The 14,756-nt window shown below is 51.8% G+C and carries 16 protein-coding genes; 9 read left to right on the top strand and 7 right to left on the bottom strand.

From position 1 onward, the window contains the following. Window positions 1-11: 11 nt before the first annotated feature. Genes csgF through csgD form a run of 3 tightly spaced genes read right to left on the bottom strand, consistent with a single transcriptional unit; the run spans window position 12 to window position 1,497 of the window. Entirely contained in the window at window positions 12-428 is a 417-nt protein-coding gene (csgF, locus tag B3511_RS07005) for a curli production assembly/transport protein CsgF (protein WP_040076210.1), read from the bottom strand. A gap of 24 nt (window positions 429-452) precedes the next feature. Continuing rightward, complete coding sequence (gene csgE / locus B3511_RS07010; RefSeq protein WP_040076209.1) at window positions 453-842, bottom strand: curli production assembly/transport protein CsgE; 390 nt, start codon at window positions 840-842, stop codon at window positions 453-455. A gap of 4 nt (window positions 843-846) precedes the next feature. Continuing rightward, complete coding sequence (gene csgD / locus B3511_RS07015) at window positions 847-1,497, bottom strand: biofilm master transcriptional regulator CsgD (RefSeq protein ID WP_046885729.1); 651 nt, start codon at window positions 1,495-1,497, stop codon at window positions 847-849. A gap of 744 nt (window positions 1,498-2,241) precedes the next feature. Here csgD and csgB point away from each other — a divergent pair. The 6 genes from csgB (at window position 2,242) to B3511_RS07045 (ending at window position 6,110) form a co-directional block, all read left to right on the top strand. Then, complete coding sequence (csgB, locus tag B3511_RS07020; protein ID WP_046885728.1) at window positions 2,242-2,694, top strand: curli minor subunit CsgB; 453 nt, start codon at window positions 2,242-2,244, stop codon at window positions 2,692-2,694. 39 nt (window positions 2,695-2,733) lie between these two features. After that, complete coding sequence (csgA, locus tag B3511_RS07025) at window positions 2,734-3,189, top strand: curli major subunit CsgA (RefSeq protein WP_040076204.1); 456 nt, start codon at window positions 2,734-2,736, stop codon at window positions 3,187-3,189. A gap of 61 nt (window positions 3,190-3,250) precedes the next feature. Then, window positions 3,251-3,577 carry a curli assembly chaperone CsgC gene (gene csgC, locus B3511_RS07030; RefSeq protein WP_040076203.1) on the top strand — a complete coding sequence of 109 codons (327 nt, stop codon included), beginning with the start codon at window positions 3,251-3,253 and terminating at the stop codon, window positions 3,575-3,577. A gap of 154 nt (window positions 3,578-3,731) precedes the next feature. Continuing rightward, a complete protein-coding gene (locus tag B3511_RS07035) occupies window positions 3,732-4,049 on the top strand; it encodes a type 1 fimbrial protein (RefSeq protein WP_286777854.1) in 318 nt (105 codons plus the stop codon). Window positions 4,050-4,147: 98 nt separating this feature from the next. Next, complete coding sequence (gene ymdB / locus B3511_RS07040) at window positions 4,148-4,690, top strand: O-acetyl-ADP-ribose deacetylase (RefSeq protein ID WP_286777856.1); 543 nt, start codon at window positions 4,148-4,150, stop codon at window positions 4,688-4,690. Next, complete coding sequence (locus B3511_RS07045; protein ID WP_207293825.1) at window positions 4,626-6,110, top strand: phospholipase D family protein; 1,485 nt, start codon at window positions 4,626-4,628, stop codon at window positions 6,108-6,110. Before ymdB ends, B3511_RS07045 begins: the two co-directional genes overlap by 65 nt. 34 nt (window positions 6,111-6,144) lie before the next feature. Here B3511_RS07045 and mdoC read toward each other — a convergent pair whose 3' ends face one another. Beyond that, complete coding sequence (gene mdoC / locus B3511_RS07050; protein ID WP_046885723.1) at window positions 6,145-7,305, bottom strand: glucans biosynthesis protein MdoC; 1,161 nt, start codon at window positions 7,303-7,305, stop codon at window positions 6,145-6,147. 273 nt (window positions 7,306-7,578) lie between these two features. On the opposite strand from mdoC, the gene mdoG reads away from it, so the two are divergent. From mdoG to B3511_RS07065, 3 genes are read left to right on the top strand one after another with little or no spacing between them, the layout of a single operon-like run. Next, complete coding sequence (gene mdoG, locus B3511_RS07055) at window positions 7,579-9,114, top strand: glucan biosynthesis protein G (RefSeq protein ID WP_207293457.1); 1,536 nt, start codon at window positions 7,579-7,581, stop codon at window positions 9,112-9,114. Continuing rightward, window positions 9,107-11,635, top strand: a complete 2,529-nt coding sequence (gene mdoH, locus B3511_RS07060) for a glucans biosynthesis glucosyltransferase MdoH (RefSeq protein WP_046885721.1) — start codon at window positions 9,107-9,109, stop codon at window positions 11,633-11,635. Before mdoG ends, mdoH begins: the two co-directional genes overlap by 8 nt. A 56-nt stretch (window positions 11,636-11,691) precedes the next feature. Next, window positions 11,692-11,919 carry a YceK/YidQ family lipoprotein gene (locus tag B3511_RS07065; RefSeq protein WP_286777860.1) on the top strand — a complete coding sequence of 76 codons (228 nt, stop codon included), beginning with the start codon at window positions 11,692-11,694 and terminating at the stop codon, window positions 11,917-11,919. Here B3511_RS07065 and B3511_RS07070 read toward each other — a convergent pair whose 3' ends face one another. The 3 genes from B3511_RS07070 to B3511_RS07080 form a co-directional block, all read right to left on the bottom strand. Next, window positions 11,920-12,294 (bottom strand): MysB family protein, encoded by a 375-nt coding sequence (locus B3511_RS07070; protein ID WP_040076196.1) that lies wholly within the window; start codon window positions 12,292-12,294, stop codon window positions 11,920-11,922. Between the two features lie 97 nt (window positions 12,295-12,391). Further along, window positions 12,392-13,642, bottom strand: a complete 1,251-nt coding sequence (gene mdtG / locus B3511_RS07075) for a multidrug efflux MFS transporter MdtG (protein WP_286777862.1) — start codon at window positions 13,640-13,642, stop codon at window positions 12,392-12,394. 126 nt (window positions 13,643-13,768) lie between these two features. Continuing rightward, a complete protein-coding gene (locus B3511_RS07080; protein ID WP_046885719.1) occupies window positions 13,769-14,695 on the bottom strand; it encodes a Kdo(2)-lipid IV(A) acyltransferase in 927 nt (308 codons plus the stop codon). Between the last annotated feature and the right edge of the window lie 61 nt (window positions 14,696-14,756).

Consider the following 14,756-nt stretch of genomic DNA (forward strand, 5'->3'; position numbering starts at 1 on the left):
TACGACGTTGTCTAAAAGTCGGTTGAGTTAGTTTGTAAACCCGAAACCTGGATAGTGGAGGTTTTCCCCGTTTTCCGGTCGGTTACGTTTAACTGCAACTGCCCATCTTTATTAGCAATATCAACGATGTAATCGCTGGTCACCATGCGGCCAGGCTTACCGGTATTAATATTGGTTAACAGTCCACCCAATATTTGCGACTGAATAGCCTGGGTAAAGTTATCCAGCGCAGAGGGCGTTTCGATGCCAAAGTCATCATCAAAACTGGGATCTTTATAGGAGTTCTGAGCCTGGGCACTGTTTAAAAGGAATGCGCCATTATTGGGGTTTCCACCAAAATTAGGGTTGCGGAACTGGAAAGTCATATTCCCGGCCCAGGTAATGGGTGAAATAAACATTAATACAATCACTGCATGTTTTATACGCATGACAGCCTCCGGATAATAATGCTTTTAAAATTCGTCTTGTGCTAAATCGCCTGTGCTCAATAGAGCTTTATCTATTTGCAAACGATTAAGCGCCTCTTCGGTTTGCGCCAGGGCAACATTCACGTTGTCATCGAGACCTTGTTTGCCTGGGAATAAGAAAGTCTGAAATATCACGTCCTGATTGACCGTTATGGTTATCCAGCTTCCCCAACGTGCGCTGGGCCGCTCATTGATGGTTAAGTTGCCGGGGTAATCACTTTCCCATTTGTCGCTAAATGCACGATAAAAGCTGTGCCCGACAGATGAAACTGTGTGATCGGTCAATAATCCGGGGATCTCCACTTCAACCGCGTGCAGCTCCCCGGCAGCAAGTAAAAAACCTGCTGCGGCAATCCAACTCATGGTGCGTTTCATAGCGTTAACGCCTGAGGTTATCGTTTGCCCATGAAACAGCCTGAGTTCGGTTTTTAACAGCTATCTTCTTGAAAAGATTATAAAGGTGAGTCTTAACCGTATTTTCGCTGATAAATAACGAACGGGCGATTTCAATATTTGAAGCTCCGATGCGAAGTTTATTCAAAATCTCTTTTTCGCGATGCGTAAGCAAAGCGGATTCCGAACTGTTGTAGCGATAATTTCCGGAGTGGGTGATGAGATAGCTAGCAAGCTTTTGCGAAAAGTAGCATTCGCCGCGCAATATGCTTTGCAGCCCATCGATAACGCGCGTCTCGTCTTCACTGACATAAAAAACGCCGTTGATATGGGGCCAGCTTTCGATATCTCTGAAGGGATACTCGTCAGGAGTATTCAATAAAAGTACACGGATATTATTGTTTTTCCTGCTTAAAATATCCTGCCAGTAATGGATAAGCTTTTTGTCGGCTTCCATCATATCGAAAAGAATAATACTGCCAGTCGTAATGTCGTCAAAAGAACGTTGAATATTATGCAATTTCCCGTTCAGTGACAGAGTATGTTTCAAATGCTGTAGTAAAGCTGTGGCTTGTAACGAAGGTTTGGTGATCAACAATAAAGCATGACCATGAATACTATGGACTTCATTAAACATGATGAAACCCCTTTTTTCGGGACATCCGGCAGCTGCCCTCTTATATTAAGAGGGCACCAGAAGTACTGACAGATGTTGCACTGCTGTGTGTAGAAGAAAATCATATCCTCCAGAAGGAGGTAAAATAAAAAATACTACTGAACTTCTGATTTCAATCTAGCTATTACGATTTTTAAAGCAAGTGTTAAACATGTAACAGGATGTAAAAATCAATATTAATATGTAAAAACAGAGGGTTTAAAATGCTTAGATTTGATAATAAAGTTGTACATATTGATATTGGTGCACACATTTTAAAAATCATACAAATATTTATAACCAGATGAATTTAAATGTAAATTTAATTTGTACAGGCTTGCGCATCTGGTATGAGTTCTGCCCGGAATCTACGACTCAGGTTACAATCTGTAAACGTCTTAAGAAATGACGCCTTGTGTCACGCTCTTAAAAATATATCCTGTTTTATCACCTATAACGAAGCCGTAACGCCCGGTTCGCTGTCTGCAACGCTTTATTGTTAAAAGTGGAGAATGATCCGTCTGACATAACGATAACCAGACTTATCGCTACCTTGATGAGTATTAATTAATACTTTGGGGTGACCACAAGAATTAAAATACAACTGGCGGGTGAGATATTTAAATTGTTTACCCCGACATACTGTTCTTCGTAACGCGGCGTTAACAAATTTTCACTGTTGTTAACACAATGTTATTCACGTAAGTCCAGGTCCAGGGTGACAACATGAAGAGCAAGATGTTATTGATGTTAACATTGCTGGGTGCGCCTGGGGTAGTTTTCGCGGCAACATCAGATTTAGCGGTTTCTGAATATAATTTCGCGGTTAATGAATTAAGTAAAGCTTCATATAACCAGTCAGCCATTATAGGTCAGCAGGGCGTTAATAATAACGCTGCTGTTCGGCAGGACGGCTCGAAATTATTATCTGTCGTCTCACAGGAAGGCGGAAATAATCGTGCAAGGATAGATCAATCAGGCAGTTACAATCTTGCATATATTGATCAATCCGGTAATTCGAATGATGCAAGCATTAAACAAGCTGCATACGGTAATACCGCGATGATTATCCAGAAAGGTTCTGGTAATAGAGCGAGCATTGCGCAGTACGGTACACAGAAAACAGCAGTTGTAGTACAGAGACAGTCGCAAATGGATATTCGCGTTATCCAACGCTAACCACGCGCGGCACTTAAATCAATCCGATGGGGGTTTACCATGAAACTTTTAAAAGTGGCAGTTATTGCAGCGATCGTAGTTTCTGGCAGTGCTATGGCAGGTTCTGTTCCTCAATATGGCCACGGTGGTAATGGCGGCTGGGGCGGTAATAATGGCGGCCCAAATTCAAATTTGAGCATTTATCAGAGTGGCGGCAGTAACGCAGCACTTGCTCTGCAAACGGATGCAAGAAATTCAGATCTGACTATTCGTCAGAACGGTTTTGGCAACGGCGCAGACGTTGGCCAGGGTGCTGACGACAGCGACATTCTGCTGACCCAGCACGGCTTTGGTAACAACGCTACCATCGACCAGTGGAACGCTAAAAACGCGGATATCAACGTCTCTCAGAGTGGCGGTCGCAACGCCGCCGCAGTTGACCAGACTGCATCAGGCTCGAACGTCGTTGTCCAGCAGGTTGGTTTCGCCAACAACGCGACTGCACATCAGTATTAATCGACAAATCTGTGCTACAAAAAAACAGGGCCATTGCCCTGTTTTTTTTCGGGGGTTATTTATGAATACGCTGCTACTTCTTGCTGCGCTCTCCAGTCAGATAACGTTTCAAACCTCTCAGGAGAACGGCATGCTGACCATTATTCCGCAGGTCACGCTAACGGAATCCTGTCTTTGCCAGGTACAGATCGTCACGTTACGCAAAGGACAGGGGGGACAAAGTACCTCTCAGCAGCGTAATACACTGACGCTACCGGCGAACAGGACTGTCGACTTGAGCCGCATCAGCGTAAACGCCGGGCCTGATGATGCCATCAATATGGTTGTGACAGTATCTGACGGTAAATCGCTTCACCTGTCCCAGCAGTGGCCGCCGTCGAAATCCTGATTTAAAACATTCATTAAATCAATATATTATAGTTCTGGAATTAGTTTGAGCCCCTGTCTATGCTGACGTAATGGGTGTCGTCGATACCCGCCCACAGGTCCATTTTGGGCAGGTGGTTTCATCATCAAGGACGATATCATTAAGGGTCTCACTAATGGTTACGTCAGCCATCAAATATCTCTCTGGTCTCTCTGTCACCCTCCTTTTCCTTGCGCCTGCTCTCTCTGCCACGCTGGAAAACGCAGCGGTTATCAAAATCGTTGGCCGCATTATGGAAGATCCCTGCGTCATCTCGCCGCAACAGCAAACGGTACAATTTACCTGCTATCAGGCCGGTGAAATGCACAGCCGCAACGTCAGCTATCAGGCAGTCAGTGACGGGGCGACCGTGAATGTTGGGGTCGCAGATTTAAGTATGAAATACCTGACTCCAGAGCGAAAACTGGCCATTCTTGAGGTCAATTACCGCTAGGCCCGGCCTCGATTAAAACAGGGAAGAGGTCAAAATCTTCCCTTTATCTACGTGGCCTCTGCGATACAATTAAAAGAAAACCGCAAGCAGAGGTACTTATGCAGGCGCGAATTGAAGTTATCCAGGGCGATATCACCACACTGCAGGTGGATGTCATAGTGAATGCGGCCAATCCTTCCCTGATGGGCGGCGGCGGCGTGGATGGGGCCATCCACCGGGCGGCAGGTCCGGAATTACTAGAGGCCTGTAAAAAGGTGCGTCAGCAGCAGGGCGAGTGCGCCCCGGGTCAGGCGGTCATAACCCTCGCAGGCAATCTTCCTGCTAAAGCGGTGATCCATACCGTCGGCCCTGTCTGGCAAGGCGGCGATCACCATGAAGCCCGTACCCTTGAAGAGGCCTATCTGAACAGCCTGAAACTGGCCGCAGCCAATGGCTATCAAAGCCTGGCATTCCCGGCCATCAGTACTGGCGTTTACGGTTTTCCGCGCGTGGCCGCTGCAGAAATCGCCGTCGCTACGGTTTCAGACTATCTCACCCGCAAGCCTCTGCCGGAGCGGGTATACTTTGTCTGTTATGATGAAGAAAATACCCGGCTATATCAGCGACTCCTTACCCAGGGAGGACAAGAAACCGACGCATAATACGCGGCTAGGCCGCGCCATTGCGCCGGTAAGCTCTGCACATCCCGGCCTGTGTGGTCTACTCCCGCTGGATGACAGCCTCGACGCTTTTGCCTGTCGTTACCGGCTGGCCGAGATGGCAGAGCGCTCGCTTGATGTGCAGTATTACATCTGGGAAGACGACATGTCCGGGCGGCTGTTGTTTTCCGTACTCTTAGCCGCAGCCTCGCGCGGGGTGCGGGTTCGCCTCTTGCTGGATGACAATAACACCCAGGGCCTGGATGAAATCCTTTCTCTTCTGGATGCGCATCCCAATATCTCTGTTCGCCTTTTTAACCCTTTCTCTTTTCGTAGCCTGCGTGCGCTGGGTTATCTGACCGATTTTGCCAGGCTCAATCGGCGCATGCACAATAAGTCGTTCACGGTTGATGGCGAAGCGACCATTATTGGCGGACGCAACGTGGGTGACGCCTATTTTGGCGCCGGTGAAGAGCCGCTTTTTTCTGACTTGGACGTCATGGCCGTTGGGCCTGTGGTAAAGGATGTGGCAGACGATTTTGAGCGGTACTGGCGCTGTGCGTCGGTTTCGACTTTGCGACAAGTGTTAGAGCTTTCCGAGACGGAGATCGCGGAAAAACTCACCCCGCCGGAAACCTGGTACCAGGGGGATATTACCCGCCGCTATCTCGACAAGCTCGCGTCGAGTGAATTTATCACTCGCCTCGAAGCCCGTGACCTACCGCTGATTTGGGCCAAAACGCGACTACTCAGTGACGATCCCGGTAAAGGGCAGGGTAGGGCAAAGCGACACTCTCTACTGCCGCAGCGTTTGCTGGATGTAATGGGCTCGCCGGAACAGCAGATCGATATTATCTCTTCTTATTTTGTTCCCACCCGTTCGGGCGTGGCGCTGCTGCTGCAAATGGTACGGAAAGGGGTGAAGATTGCCATTCTCACCAATTCTTTAGCGGCCAATGATGTGGCGGTAGTTCATGCAGGTTATGCCCGCTGGCGTAAGAAATTGCTGCGACACGGTATAGAGTTATATGAGTTAAAACCGACCCAGGAAGGGCCGCCGGTACTGCACGATCGGGGGATAACCGGGAATTCCGGTTCCAGCCTGCATGCGAAAACCTTTAGCATTGACGGGGAGAAGGTCTTCATTGGTTCGCTCAATTTTGATCCCCGCTCCACGATGCTCAATACCGAGATGGGCTTTGTAATTGAGAGCAAAACCCTGGCACAGCTTATACATAAGCGCTTTTCGCGTAGCCAGCGTCATGAGGCCTGGCAACTACGGCTGGACAAATTCGGGCGTCTGAACTGGATTGAGTACAAAGAGGGCAAAGAGATTGTGCACAAAAAGGAGCCCAAAACCCGCTTCTGGCAGCGCGTGCTGGTCCGCCTCACTTACTGGCTGCCGGTGGAGTGGCTACTGTAAAAGCTGCGCCGGACCATAATCCGGCGCACCGTGATTAGTTTGCGGCTTGTTTGACGCTTTCAGCCTTGTTCTGCGGTTTACCCGAGAAGAGGAAACGCAGCAGGGGAATGCGCAGATGAATTTCGTACAGCACAATCGCCAGGCCGACGACAAACACCAGTCCGGTAATAAATCCTAACAGGTTCGAACCGATATGCGGCGTAATGTATGCACCAAAGAAGAGCGTCAGTGGGTGGTGCACCAGGTAGATGAAGAGCGAGGCATTAACGAAATAGGTCACCCGTGACGATTTAAAATTCAGCAGGCGGTGGCCCAGCGCAAAGACCACATTTACCATCCACAGCCCAAGTAGCATGGTGATCACGCTTTCAGTTTCATACATCCAGGCATCGCCGCTGCCATATTTCTGATTCAACAGATAAGCCATAAATGCCAGCGCCGCACCCAGCGTACATCCGCGGGAAGGGGTGGTAAAAAGCGCCTTCAGCTGAGGATAGATAAAGGCCAGCGCGCCCAGGAGGTAGAAAGGCAGATAGTAGAGCGTCTGCATGACCACAAAGTTGAACATGCCGTCGCTAAGAATAGGGGGGTAGAGGATAAACAGCGTGCGACGAACCGCCGCGTAAGCGATGCCCAATAGCAGGAAGACAATCGACAGTTTACCCAGCGTAATTCGTTCAAACAGACCTTCGCTACGGGTAGCAAGGTGATGCCGCACGCGGCTAAAGATCCACAGACTAATGGTCGTTAATACCACCAGTACCAACAGGAACCAGAGATGTGAAATCAGCTCCCAGGCGAGGGTGTTGTATTTTTCATACCCGGAGAGGTTATGCCAGCCATCCGCTTTTCCCTTCACATACTGAAGCATGATGAATTGAGGTAGCGTGAGGAGCGGAATGGCGGTCAGCATCGGTATCCCGACGCGCTCAACACGCACTTTCCACCAGCGTTTCAGCGGATAGCGCAAAAACAGCATGTAAGAGAAGTAGCCGGAGATAACAAAGAAAACCTGCATCCGGAAAGAGTGAATAAAGTCGTTAAACAGCGTTAGCCACCAGGAGGGCTCGGCGCTATTCACGTGCCAGACGTGGCTTGAATAGATTAATGAGATATGAAAGGGGATCCCCAACAGCATGAGCCATGCCCGAATGGAGTCGAGGAAATATTCACGTTGTGCAGGTGCTGTGCTCATATAACGTTGTGCATTCTCAGACTTTTCGTCTTATCCCTAAAGGTCATAGTGGTTACATTCGAGGCCAACCCTACACGAAGTCCGACACACTGTCTCCAGGATAAGCACGCAAAGTGAAAATGGGTTACTTTCACTTGCTTAATCCATGAGCCAGCGCGCTGAACAAAGCGGTGATTATGTTGTCGGAATGCCTGATTTTCCATTAAAATGGATCGGATCGATATAAGCACACAAAGGGGGAAGTGCTTACTTATTATGAAACATAAACCACAAATGATGAAAATGCGTTGGTTGGGGGCAGCTGTACTGTTGTCTCTATATACCTCATCGGCCTGGTCCTTTACCATCGACGACGTCGCAAAACAGGCAAAATCGATGGCGGGCAAGAGCTATGAAGCGCCAAAAAGTAACCTGCCCTCCGTTTTCCGCGACATGAAATATGCGGACTATCAGCAGATCCAGTTTAACCGCGACAAAGCTTACTGGAACAACACTAAGACCCCGTTCAAGCTTGAGTTTTATCACCAGGGGATGTATTTCGACACGCCAGTCACCATTAATGAAGTGACCGCCACGGCAGTGCGTAAAATCAAGTACAGCCCGGATTATTTTAATTTTGGCAACGTACAGCACGATAAAGACACGGTAAAAGATTTGGGCTTTGCTGGCTTCAAGGTGCTTTACCCTATTAACAGCAAAGATAAAAATGACGAAATCGTCAGCATGCTTGGCGCAAGTTATTTCCGCGTGATCGGTGCCGGCCAGGTGTACGGTATCTCTGCGCGCGGTCTGGCCATTGATACGGCGCTGCCCTCTGGCGAAGAGTTCCCGCGTTTTCGTGAGTTTTGGGTCGAGCGGCCAAAACCTACCGACAAGCGTCTGACGGTTTATGCACTGCTGGATTCCCCTCGCGCGACCGGCGCGTACCGTTTTGTGATCATTCCAGGCCGCGATACGGTGGTTGACGTTCAATCCAAAGTTTACCTGCGCGATAAAGTGGGCAAGCTGGGCGTTGCGCCATTGACCAGTATGTTCCTGTTTGGGCCGAACCAGCCCTCTCCGGCGACCAACTTCCGTCCTGAGCTGCATGATTCCAATGGACTGTCGATTCATGCCGGTAATGGCGAATGGATCTGGCGTCCACTGAATAACCCGAAACATCTGGCTGTTAGCAGCTTCGCGATGGAAAACCCGCAAGGCTTCGGCCTGCTGCAGCGTGGCCGCCAGTTCTCTCGTTTTGAAGATCTCGATGACCGCTACGACCTTCGCCCAAGCGCCTGGATTACGCCGAAGGGCGAATGGGGTAAAGGCAAGGTTGAACTGGTAGAGATCCCGACCAACGATGAAACCAACGATAATATCGTTGCGTACTGGACGCCGGATCAGCTGCCGGAAGCCGGTAAAGAGATGAACTTCAAGTACACCATCACGCTGAGCCGCGATGAGGACAAACTTCATGCTCCGGATAACGCGTATGTCATGCAAACGCGTCGCTCTACCGGTGATGTGAAGCAGTCGAACCTGATTCGTCAGCCCGATGGCACCATCGCATTTGTGGTGGATTTTGCCGGTCAGAACATGAAGACGCTTGCGCCAGATACCCCTGTAACCGCCCAGGCAAGCATTGGAGACAACGGTGAAATCGTTGAAAACAGTGTGCGCTATAACCCGGTCACTAAAGGGTGGCGTTTAACCTTGCGCGTGAAAGTGAAAGATGCGAAACAGCCGACTGAAATGCGTGCCGCTCTGGTGAACGCCGACCAGCCGCTGAGTGAAACCTGGAGCTATCAGCTACCTGCCAATGAATAAGACAACTGAGTATATCGACGCCATGCCGCTCTCTGACATAGAGAAAGCGGCATTGCCGAAGGACGATATCCGCGCGGTACATACCGCGCTGGATGCAGAACGTCACCCATATACCCGTGACGACGATACGCCGCTGGGCTCGGTTAAGGCTCGCCTTGAGCAGGCCTGGCCCGATTCGCTGGCTGAAGGGCAACTGATAAAGGATGACGAAGGGCGTACCCAGCTTGAGGCAATGCCGAAGGCAACGCGTTCTTCCATGTTCCCGGATCCGTGGCGCACGAACCCGGTAGGCCGCTTCTGGGATCGTCTGCGCGGGCGCGACGTCACGCCGCGTTATCTTTCTCGCCTCACGAAAGAGCAGCAGGCAAGCGAGCAAAAATGGCGTACCGTGGGCAGCATCCGTCGCTATATTTTGCTATTGCTGACCGTGGCGCAAACCGTTGTCGCTACCTGGTACATGAAAACCATTCTGCCTTACCAGGGGTGGGCACTGATCAACCCGGCAGACATGCTCGATCAGGATCTGCTCGTCTCCTTTATGCAGATCCTGCCGTACATTCTGCAAAGCGGCATCCTGCTGCTGTTCGCCGTACTCTTCTGTTGGGTCTCGGCCGGTTTCTGGACCGCGCTGATGGGCTTCCTGCAGCTGCTGATAGGCCGTGACAAATACAGCATTTCGCACTCTACGGTGGGGGATGAACCCCTGAATCCCGAGCACCGTACTGCGCTGATCATGCCGATTTGTAACGAAGACGTGGATCGCGTCTTCGCCGGACTGCGCGCTACCTGGGAGTCGGTGAAAGCCACCGGTAACGCGGCGCACTTCGACGTTTATATTCTGAGCGACAGCTACAACCCCGATATCTGCGTTGCTGAGCAGAAAGCGTGGATGGAATTGATTGCGGAAGTGCAGGGCGAAGGGCAGATCTTCTATCGTCGCCGCCGCCGTCGTGTGAAGCGTAAAAGCGGTAACATCGATGACTTCTGCCGTCGCTGGGGTAACCAGTACAGCTATATGGTGGTGCTGGACGCCGACTCCGTTATGACGGGCGACTGTCTGACCGGTCTGGTGCGCCTGATGGAGGCGAATCCGAACGCCGGCATTATCCAGTCTTCGCCGAAAGCGTCGGGTATGGATACGCTGTATGCGCGTTGCCAGCAGTTTGCCACCCGTGTTTACGGGCCGCTGTTTACCGCGGGCCTGCACTTCTGGCAGTTGGGTGAATCCCACTACTGGGGCCATAACGCCATCATCCGTGTTCAACCCTTTATTGAGCATTGCGCCCTGGCGCCACTGCCAGGCGAAGGGTCCTTTGCCGGTTCTATCCTCTCCCATGACTTCGTTGAAGCCGCCCTGATGCGTCGTGCCGGGTGGGGGGTGTGGATCGCTTACGATCTGCCAGGCTCCTATGAAGAGCTGCCGCCGAACCTGCTGGATGAACTGAAACGCGACCGCCGCTGGTGTCACGGGAACCTGATGAACTTCCGTCTGTTCCTGGTTAAAGGGATGCACCCGGTTCACCGTGCGGTGTTCCTCACCGGGGTAATGTCTTACCTCTCTGCGCCGCTGTGGTTTATGTTCCTTGCGCTGTCCACGGCGCTCCAGGTGGTGCATGCGCTCACCGAGCCGCAATACTTCCTGCAACCGCGCCAGCTTTTCCCGGTGTGGCCGCAGTGGCGCCCTGAACTGGCGATTGCGCTCTTTGCATCAACCATGGTGCTGCTGTTCTTGCCGAAACTGCTGAGTATTGTGCTCATCTGGTGTAAAGGCTCGAAGGAGTATGGCGGGTTCTTCCGCGTCACGCTCTCGCTGCTGCTGGAAGTGCTGTTCTCGGTGCTGCTGGCGCCGGTACGTATGCTGTTCCACACCGTGTTCGTGGTTAGCGCCTTCCTCGGCTGGGAAGTGGTCTGGAACTCACCGCAGCGTGACGACGACTCCACGCCGTGGAGCGAAGCCTTTATGCGTCATGGCTCGCAATTGCTGCTGGGTCTGGTTTGGGCAGTGGGTATGGCATGGCTGGATCTGCGTTTCCTCTTCTGGCTGGCACCGATTGTCTTCTCGCTGATTCTGTCGCCGTTTGTGTCGGTGATATCCAGCCGTTCAACGGTCGGTCTGCGTACCAAGCGCTGGAAACTGTTCCTCATTCCGGAAGAGTATTCGCCGCCGCAGGTGCTGGTTGACACTGACAGATTCCTTGAGCTTAACCGTAGCCGTTCGCTGGAAGATGGGTTTATGCACGCCGTATTTAACCCATCCTTTAACGCGCTCTCTACGGCGATGGCAACGGCCCGTCACCGGGCAAGCCAGGTGCTGGAGATCGCCCGCGATCGTCATGTGGAGCAGGCGCTGAATGAAACGCCTGAAAAACTGAACCGTGACCGTCGTCTGGTGCTGTTGAGCGATCCAGTGACCATGTCGCGTCTGCACTATCGTGTCTGGTCAGCCCCGGAGAGATACTCGTCGTGGGTTAGCCATTACGAGACGCTGAAGCTTAATCCGTTGGCGCTGAAGGCGAAATAAGCCTGAGGTAAAAAAATACCGGCCTGTGGGCCGGTATTTTTTTCTATGAGGTAACCATGAAAGTCATCATCGTCATCATGATGTCCCTGATGCTAACTGGATGCGGAAGCATCATTAGTCGCACCATCCCTGGACAGGGGCATGGTAATCAATATTATCCCGGTGTGCAGTGGGATGTTCGCGATTCCGCATGGCGCTACCTGACGGTGCTGGACCTGCCGTTCTCGCTGATATTTGATACGCTGCTCATGCCCATTGATGCCCATCACGGGCCGTACGAATAGTTAACGCTCGTCCCACTCGTCTGCCGCGGTCTGCCCCTCTTCGGTATCCAGCGGCGGTTCGAGCTGGAACTCACCTTCATCCCACTCATGGAGGGTATTCTCCTCCAGCCACTCCTGGCGCAGTTCAATTTCATCGAAATCGCCGTCGAAAACAGCCTGCGCTGCTTCGCCACTTAATACCGGCAGGCATTCCCCCTCCTGGCCATCGTCGGCAAAAAACTCGACCTGCCACATAATGTCCCCATCCTGCAGAACATATTTTTGAATATTGAGTTGCTCAATATTCGCATTCTCTTCCTCAATGCCTGGATTATTGGCGAGATACTCCTCGCGTGCAGCGTCAATAGCTTCTTCCAGCGTGGCGTACATAGTCATAAGTGTCTCCCTGTTTTCGACATAGCATTCAGGGAAAGGATAGCTTATCCACTGAAATTGCAAGTATGAATGCGCAGAAAGCCGTCAGCCATTTTTCTTAATGACGCACTGCCGGGGAGGAAGAAGGGGGATTTCGCGGCGATTTGCGCGTTGCTCTCGCCATGCTGAGCCAGGAATAGATGGCGTTAAAGAGCACGACGCAGGCCGTCACGATAAATACGGCCCTGAAGCCGAAGCTCGCAGAGACACCGGCCCCCACCAGCGGCCCCGTGACATTACCAATATCGCGAAAAGACTGGTTATAACTGAATATCCGCCCGGCAATCTGGTTGGTGGAGTTGTAGACCAGCAGGGTCTGTACGGCGGGCAATAGCGCCCCGTCAGCGGCGCCTAACAGGAAACGTAATACACCCAGTTGCCAGGGGGACTGCACCATCGACATAGGAATCAGCAGCAGCACCGAAATAATCAGGGCTGCGATCAGGATTTTCTCTGGGCCAATGTGATCGCCGAGTTTACCCAGTCGCGGCGCACTGATCAGCGCCGCCACGCCGGGTACCGAGGCAATCATCCCGCTAATAAAGGCGATATTGCTCACGTTGCCCGCTAAATCGCGCACATAGAGCGTAAGGATGGGGGCTATAGAGCCGGTCGCAACCTGAATGATTAAGGTCGTGACAAAGAGACTTAACACCAGTTTCGGATTTTTCAGGGCGCCTATCACCTGACGCGCATGGAGCATCTCTTTCTTCGCCACCGGGGTAAAGTTTTCCCGAATGCACAGCAGGGTGACGATAAAACAGATGAACAGCACCGCCGCGGTGATAAAAAAGACCGGCCGCAGGCCATAAATATCGGCCATAAAACCGCCCGCCAGCGGGCCGAGGAGTGCGCCGCTTACCGCCCCGGTAGAGAGCGTACCCAGCGCCCAACCGCTTTTATGTCGCGGTATCTGCGTAGCAATAAGCGCGTTGGCATTGGGCACAAACCCGCCCAGTAAGCCCAGCAAAGCGCGCAAAATCAGCAACTGCCAGACATTTTGTGCCAGCCCCATCAGCACCATGATGATGGACATGCCCAGCGCTGAGCGCAGGAGCATGATTTTACGCCCTTTCCGGTCAGCAAGTCCGCCCCAGAAGGGGGAGGCAATGGCCGAAAAGAGAAAAGTAATGCTAAACACCAGCCCCGACCACATATTCAGCGCGCTATGGCCGGTTACCCCGAGCTGTTCGACATACAGCGGCAGAAAAGGCATGACCAGACTGAAGGCTGCGCCGGTTAAAAAACAACCGAACCACGCAACCGCGAGATTACGTTTCCAGTTTATAGGGGCATCTGAGGGCGACATAGCAATCCGCAATAATATTATGAGAGGTAATAAGCCTGCTAATTATGCGCCTGCGTGATGATTGCTGCAATGGAGGAGGGCTTTTATCGCTAAAAGAGAGGCGGCCTGCTGGCCGCCCCGGGGAGATTAATAGCGGGAGGGAACGCCCTCCGGCCGGGTTTTAAAGCGACGATGTAGCCACATATACTGTTCAGGTGCCAGCATGATGCACTTCTCCACAACCTCATTCATCCAGCGGGCGGTGGTCTCGGCATCGTCAAGCGGGGGAGCCAGCTCGGGCTCCAGCATCATCAGTTCATAACCTTTACCATCAGGTTTTCGCCGCGGTACGAAGGGAACAATCGCCGCTTTGGACATGCGCGCCAGCATCCAGGTACCGGAGGTCGTCGCTGCCTCTTCTACGGCAAAGAAGGGGACAAAGACGCTGGCGTTACGACCATAGTCATGATCTGGCGCGTACCAGATGACCTCACCTGATTTCAGGGCGCGAATCATCCCTTTCAGGTCTTTACGGTCAATCATGCTCTTATTGGAACGCATACGTCCCCAGGTTTGTAACCAGTCAATCACCGGGTTATCGTTGGGACGATAAACGCCGATGCCGGGCGCCTGCATGCCAAACATTCGTGCACCGATTTCGAGGGTGAGGAAATGGACCCCAATCAACAGCACGCCGGTTTTATCGGCCTGAAGTTGATGCACCGGACCCATGCCGGTACCGGTGACGTCATACCAGCGTGCCATCCGCTTATCAGACCAGAACCAGGCCATGCCTGTTTCCATCAGCCCCATACCGACGGATTCAAAGTTTTTAACCACCATCTCATGGCGTGCCTTTGCGTCCATTTGTGGAAAGCAGAGCTCCAGATTGCGATCGGCAATGCGGGCACGGCGTTTCATCAGGCGCAGGGCAAGGTGGCCCAGAACACAGCCAAGGCGATAGATGATGGGGTAGGGCAGCTTTACCACTAACCATAATAAACCGATCCCCAGCCAGGTAGGCCAATAACGTGGATGGAGTAGCGCCATGGAAAATTGAGGTAAATGGGTCATGTTTTTCCTGTTCTTAAACGTCCTTATGCAGCATTGTCGCATTTTTCAATCTATTGCCCAA

The organism is Leclercia sp. UBA1284 (assembly GCF_002308415.1).
Classification (GTDB): domain Bacteria; phylum Pseudomonadota; class Gammaproteobacteria; order Enterobacterales; family Enterobacteriaceae; genus Enterobacter; species Enterobacter pneumoniae.

Bases quoted from the DNA above. Each gene is read 5' to 3' on its own strand.
- B3511_RS07065 (WP_286777860.1), top strand. From the start codon at position 11,692: ATGAAAGTCATCATCGTCATCATGATGTCCCTGATGCTAACTGGATGC.
- ymdB (WP_286777856.1), top strand. From the start codon at position 4,148: ATGCAGGCGCGAATTGAAGTTATCCAGGGCGATATCACCACACTGCAG.
- csgF (WP_040076210.1), bottom strand. From the start codon at position 428: ATGCGTATAAAACATGCAGTGATTGTATTAATGTTTATTTCACCCATT.
- csgE (WP_040076209.1), bottom strand. From the start codon at position 842: ATGAAACGCACCATGAGTTGGATTGCCGCAGCAGGTTTTTTACTTGCT.
- mdoC (WP_046885723.1), bottom strand. From the start codon at position 7,305: ATGAGCACAGCACCTGCACAACGTGAATATTTCCTCGACTCCATTCGG.
- mdoG (WP_207293457.1), top strand. From the start codon at position 7,579: ATGATGAAAATGCGTTGGTTGGGGGCAGCTGTACTGTTGTCTCTATAT.
- csgC (WP_040076203.1), top strand. From the start codon at position 3,251: ATGAATACGCTGCTACTTCTTGCTGCGCTCTCCAGTCAGATAACGTTT.
- B3511_RS07045 (WP_207293825.1), top strand. From the start codon at position 4,626: ATGAAGAAAATACCCGGCTATATCAGCGACTCCTTACCCAGGGAGGAC.
- B3511_RS07035 (WP_286777854.1), top strand. From the start codon at position 3,732: ATGGTTACGTCAGCCATCAAATATCTCTCTGGTCTCTCTGTCACCCTC.
- mdoH (WP_046885721.1), top strand. From the start codon at position 9,107: ATGAATAAGACAACTGAGTATATCGACGCCATGCCGCTCTCTGACATA.
- B3511_RS07080 (WP_046885719.1), bottom strand. From the start codon at position 14,695: ATGACCCATTTACCTCAATTTTCCATGGCGCTACTCCATCCACGTTAT.
- csgA (WP_040076204.1), top strand. From the start codon at position 2,734: ATGAAACTTTTAAAAGTGGCAGTTATTGCAGCGATCGTAGTTTCTGGC.
- csgD (WP_046885729.1), bottom strand. From the start codon at position 1,497: ATGTTTAATGAAGTCCATAGTATTCATGGTCATGCTTTATTGTTGATC.
- mdtG (WP_286777862.1), bottom strand. From the start codon at position 13,642: ATGTCGCCCTCAGATGCCCCTATAAACTGGAAACGTAATCTCGCGGTT.
- csgB (WP_046885728.1), top strand. From the start codon at position 2,242: ATGAAGAGCAAGATGTTATTGATGTTAACATTGCTGGGTGCGCCTGGG.
- B3511_RS07070 (WP_040076196.1), bottom strand. From the start codon at position 12,294: ATGACTATGTACGCCACGCTGGAAGAAGCTATTGACGCTGCACGCGAG.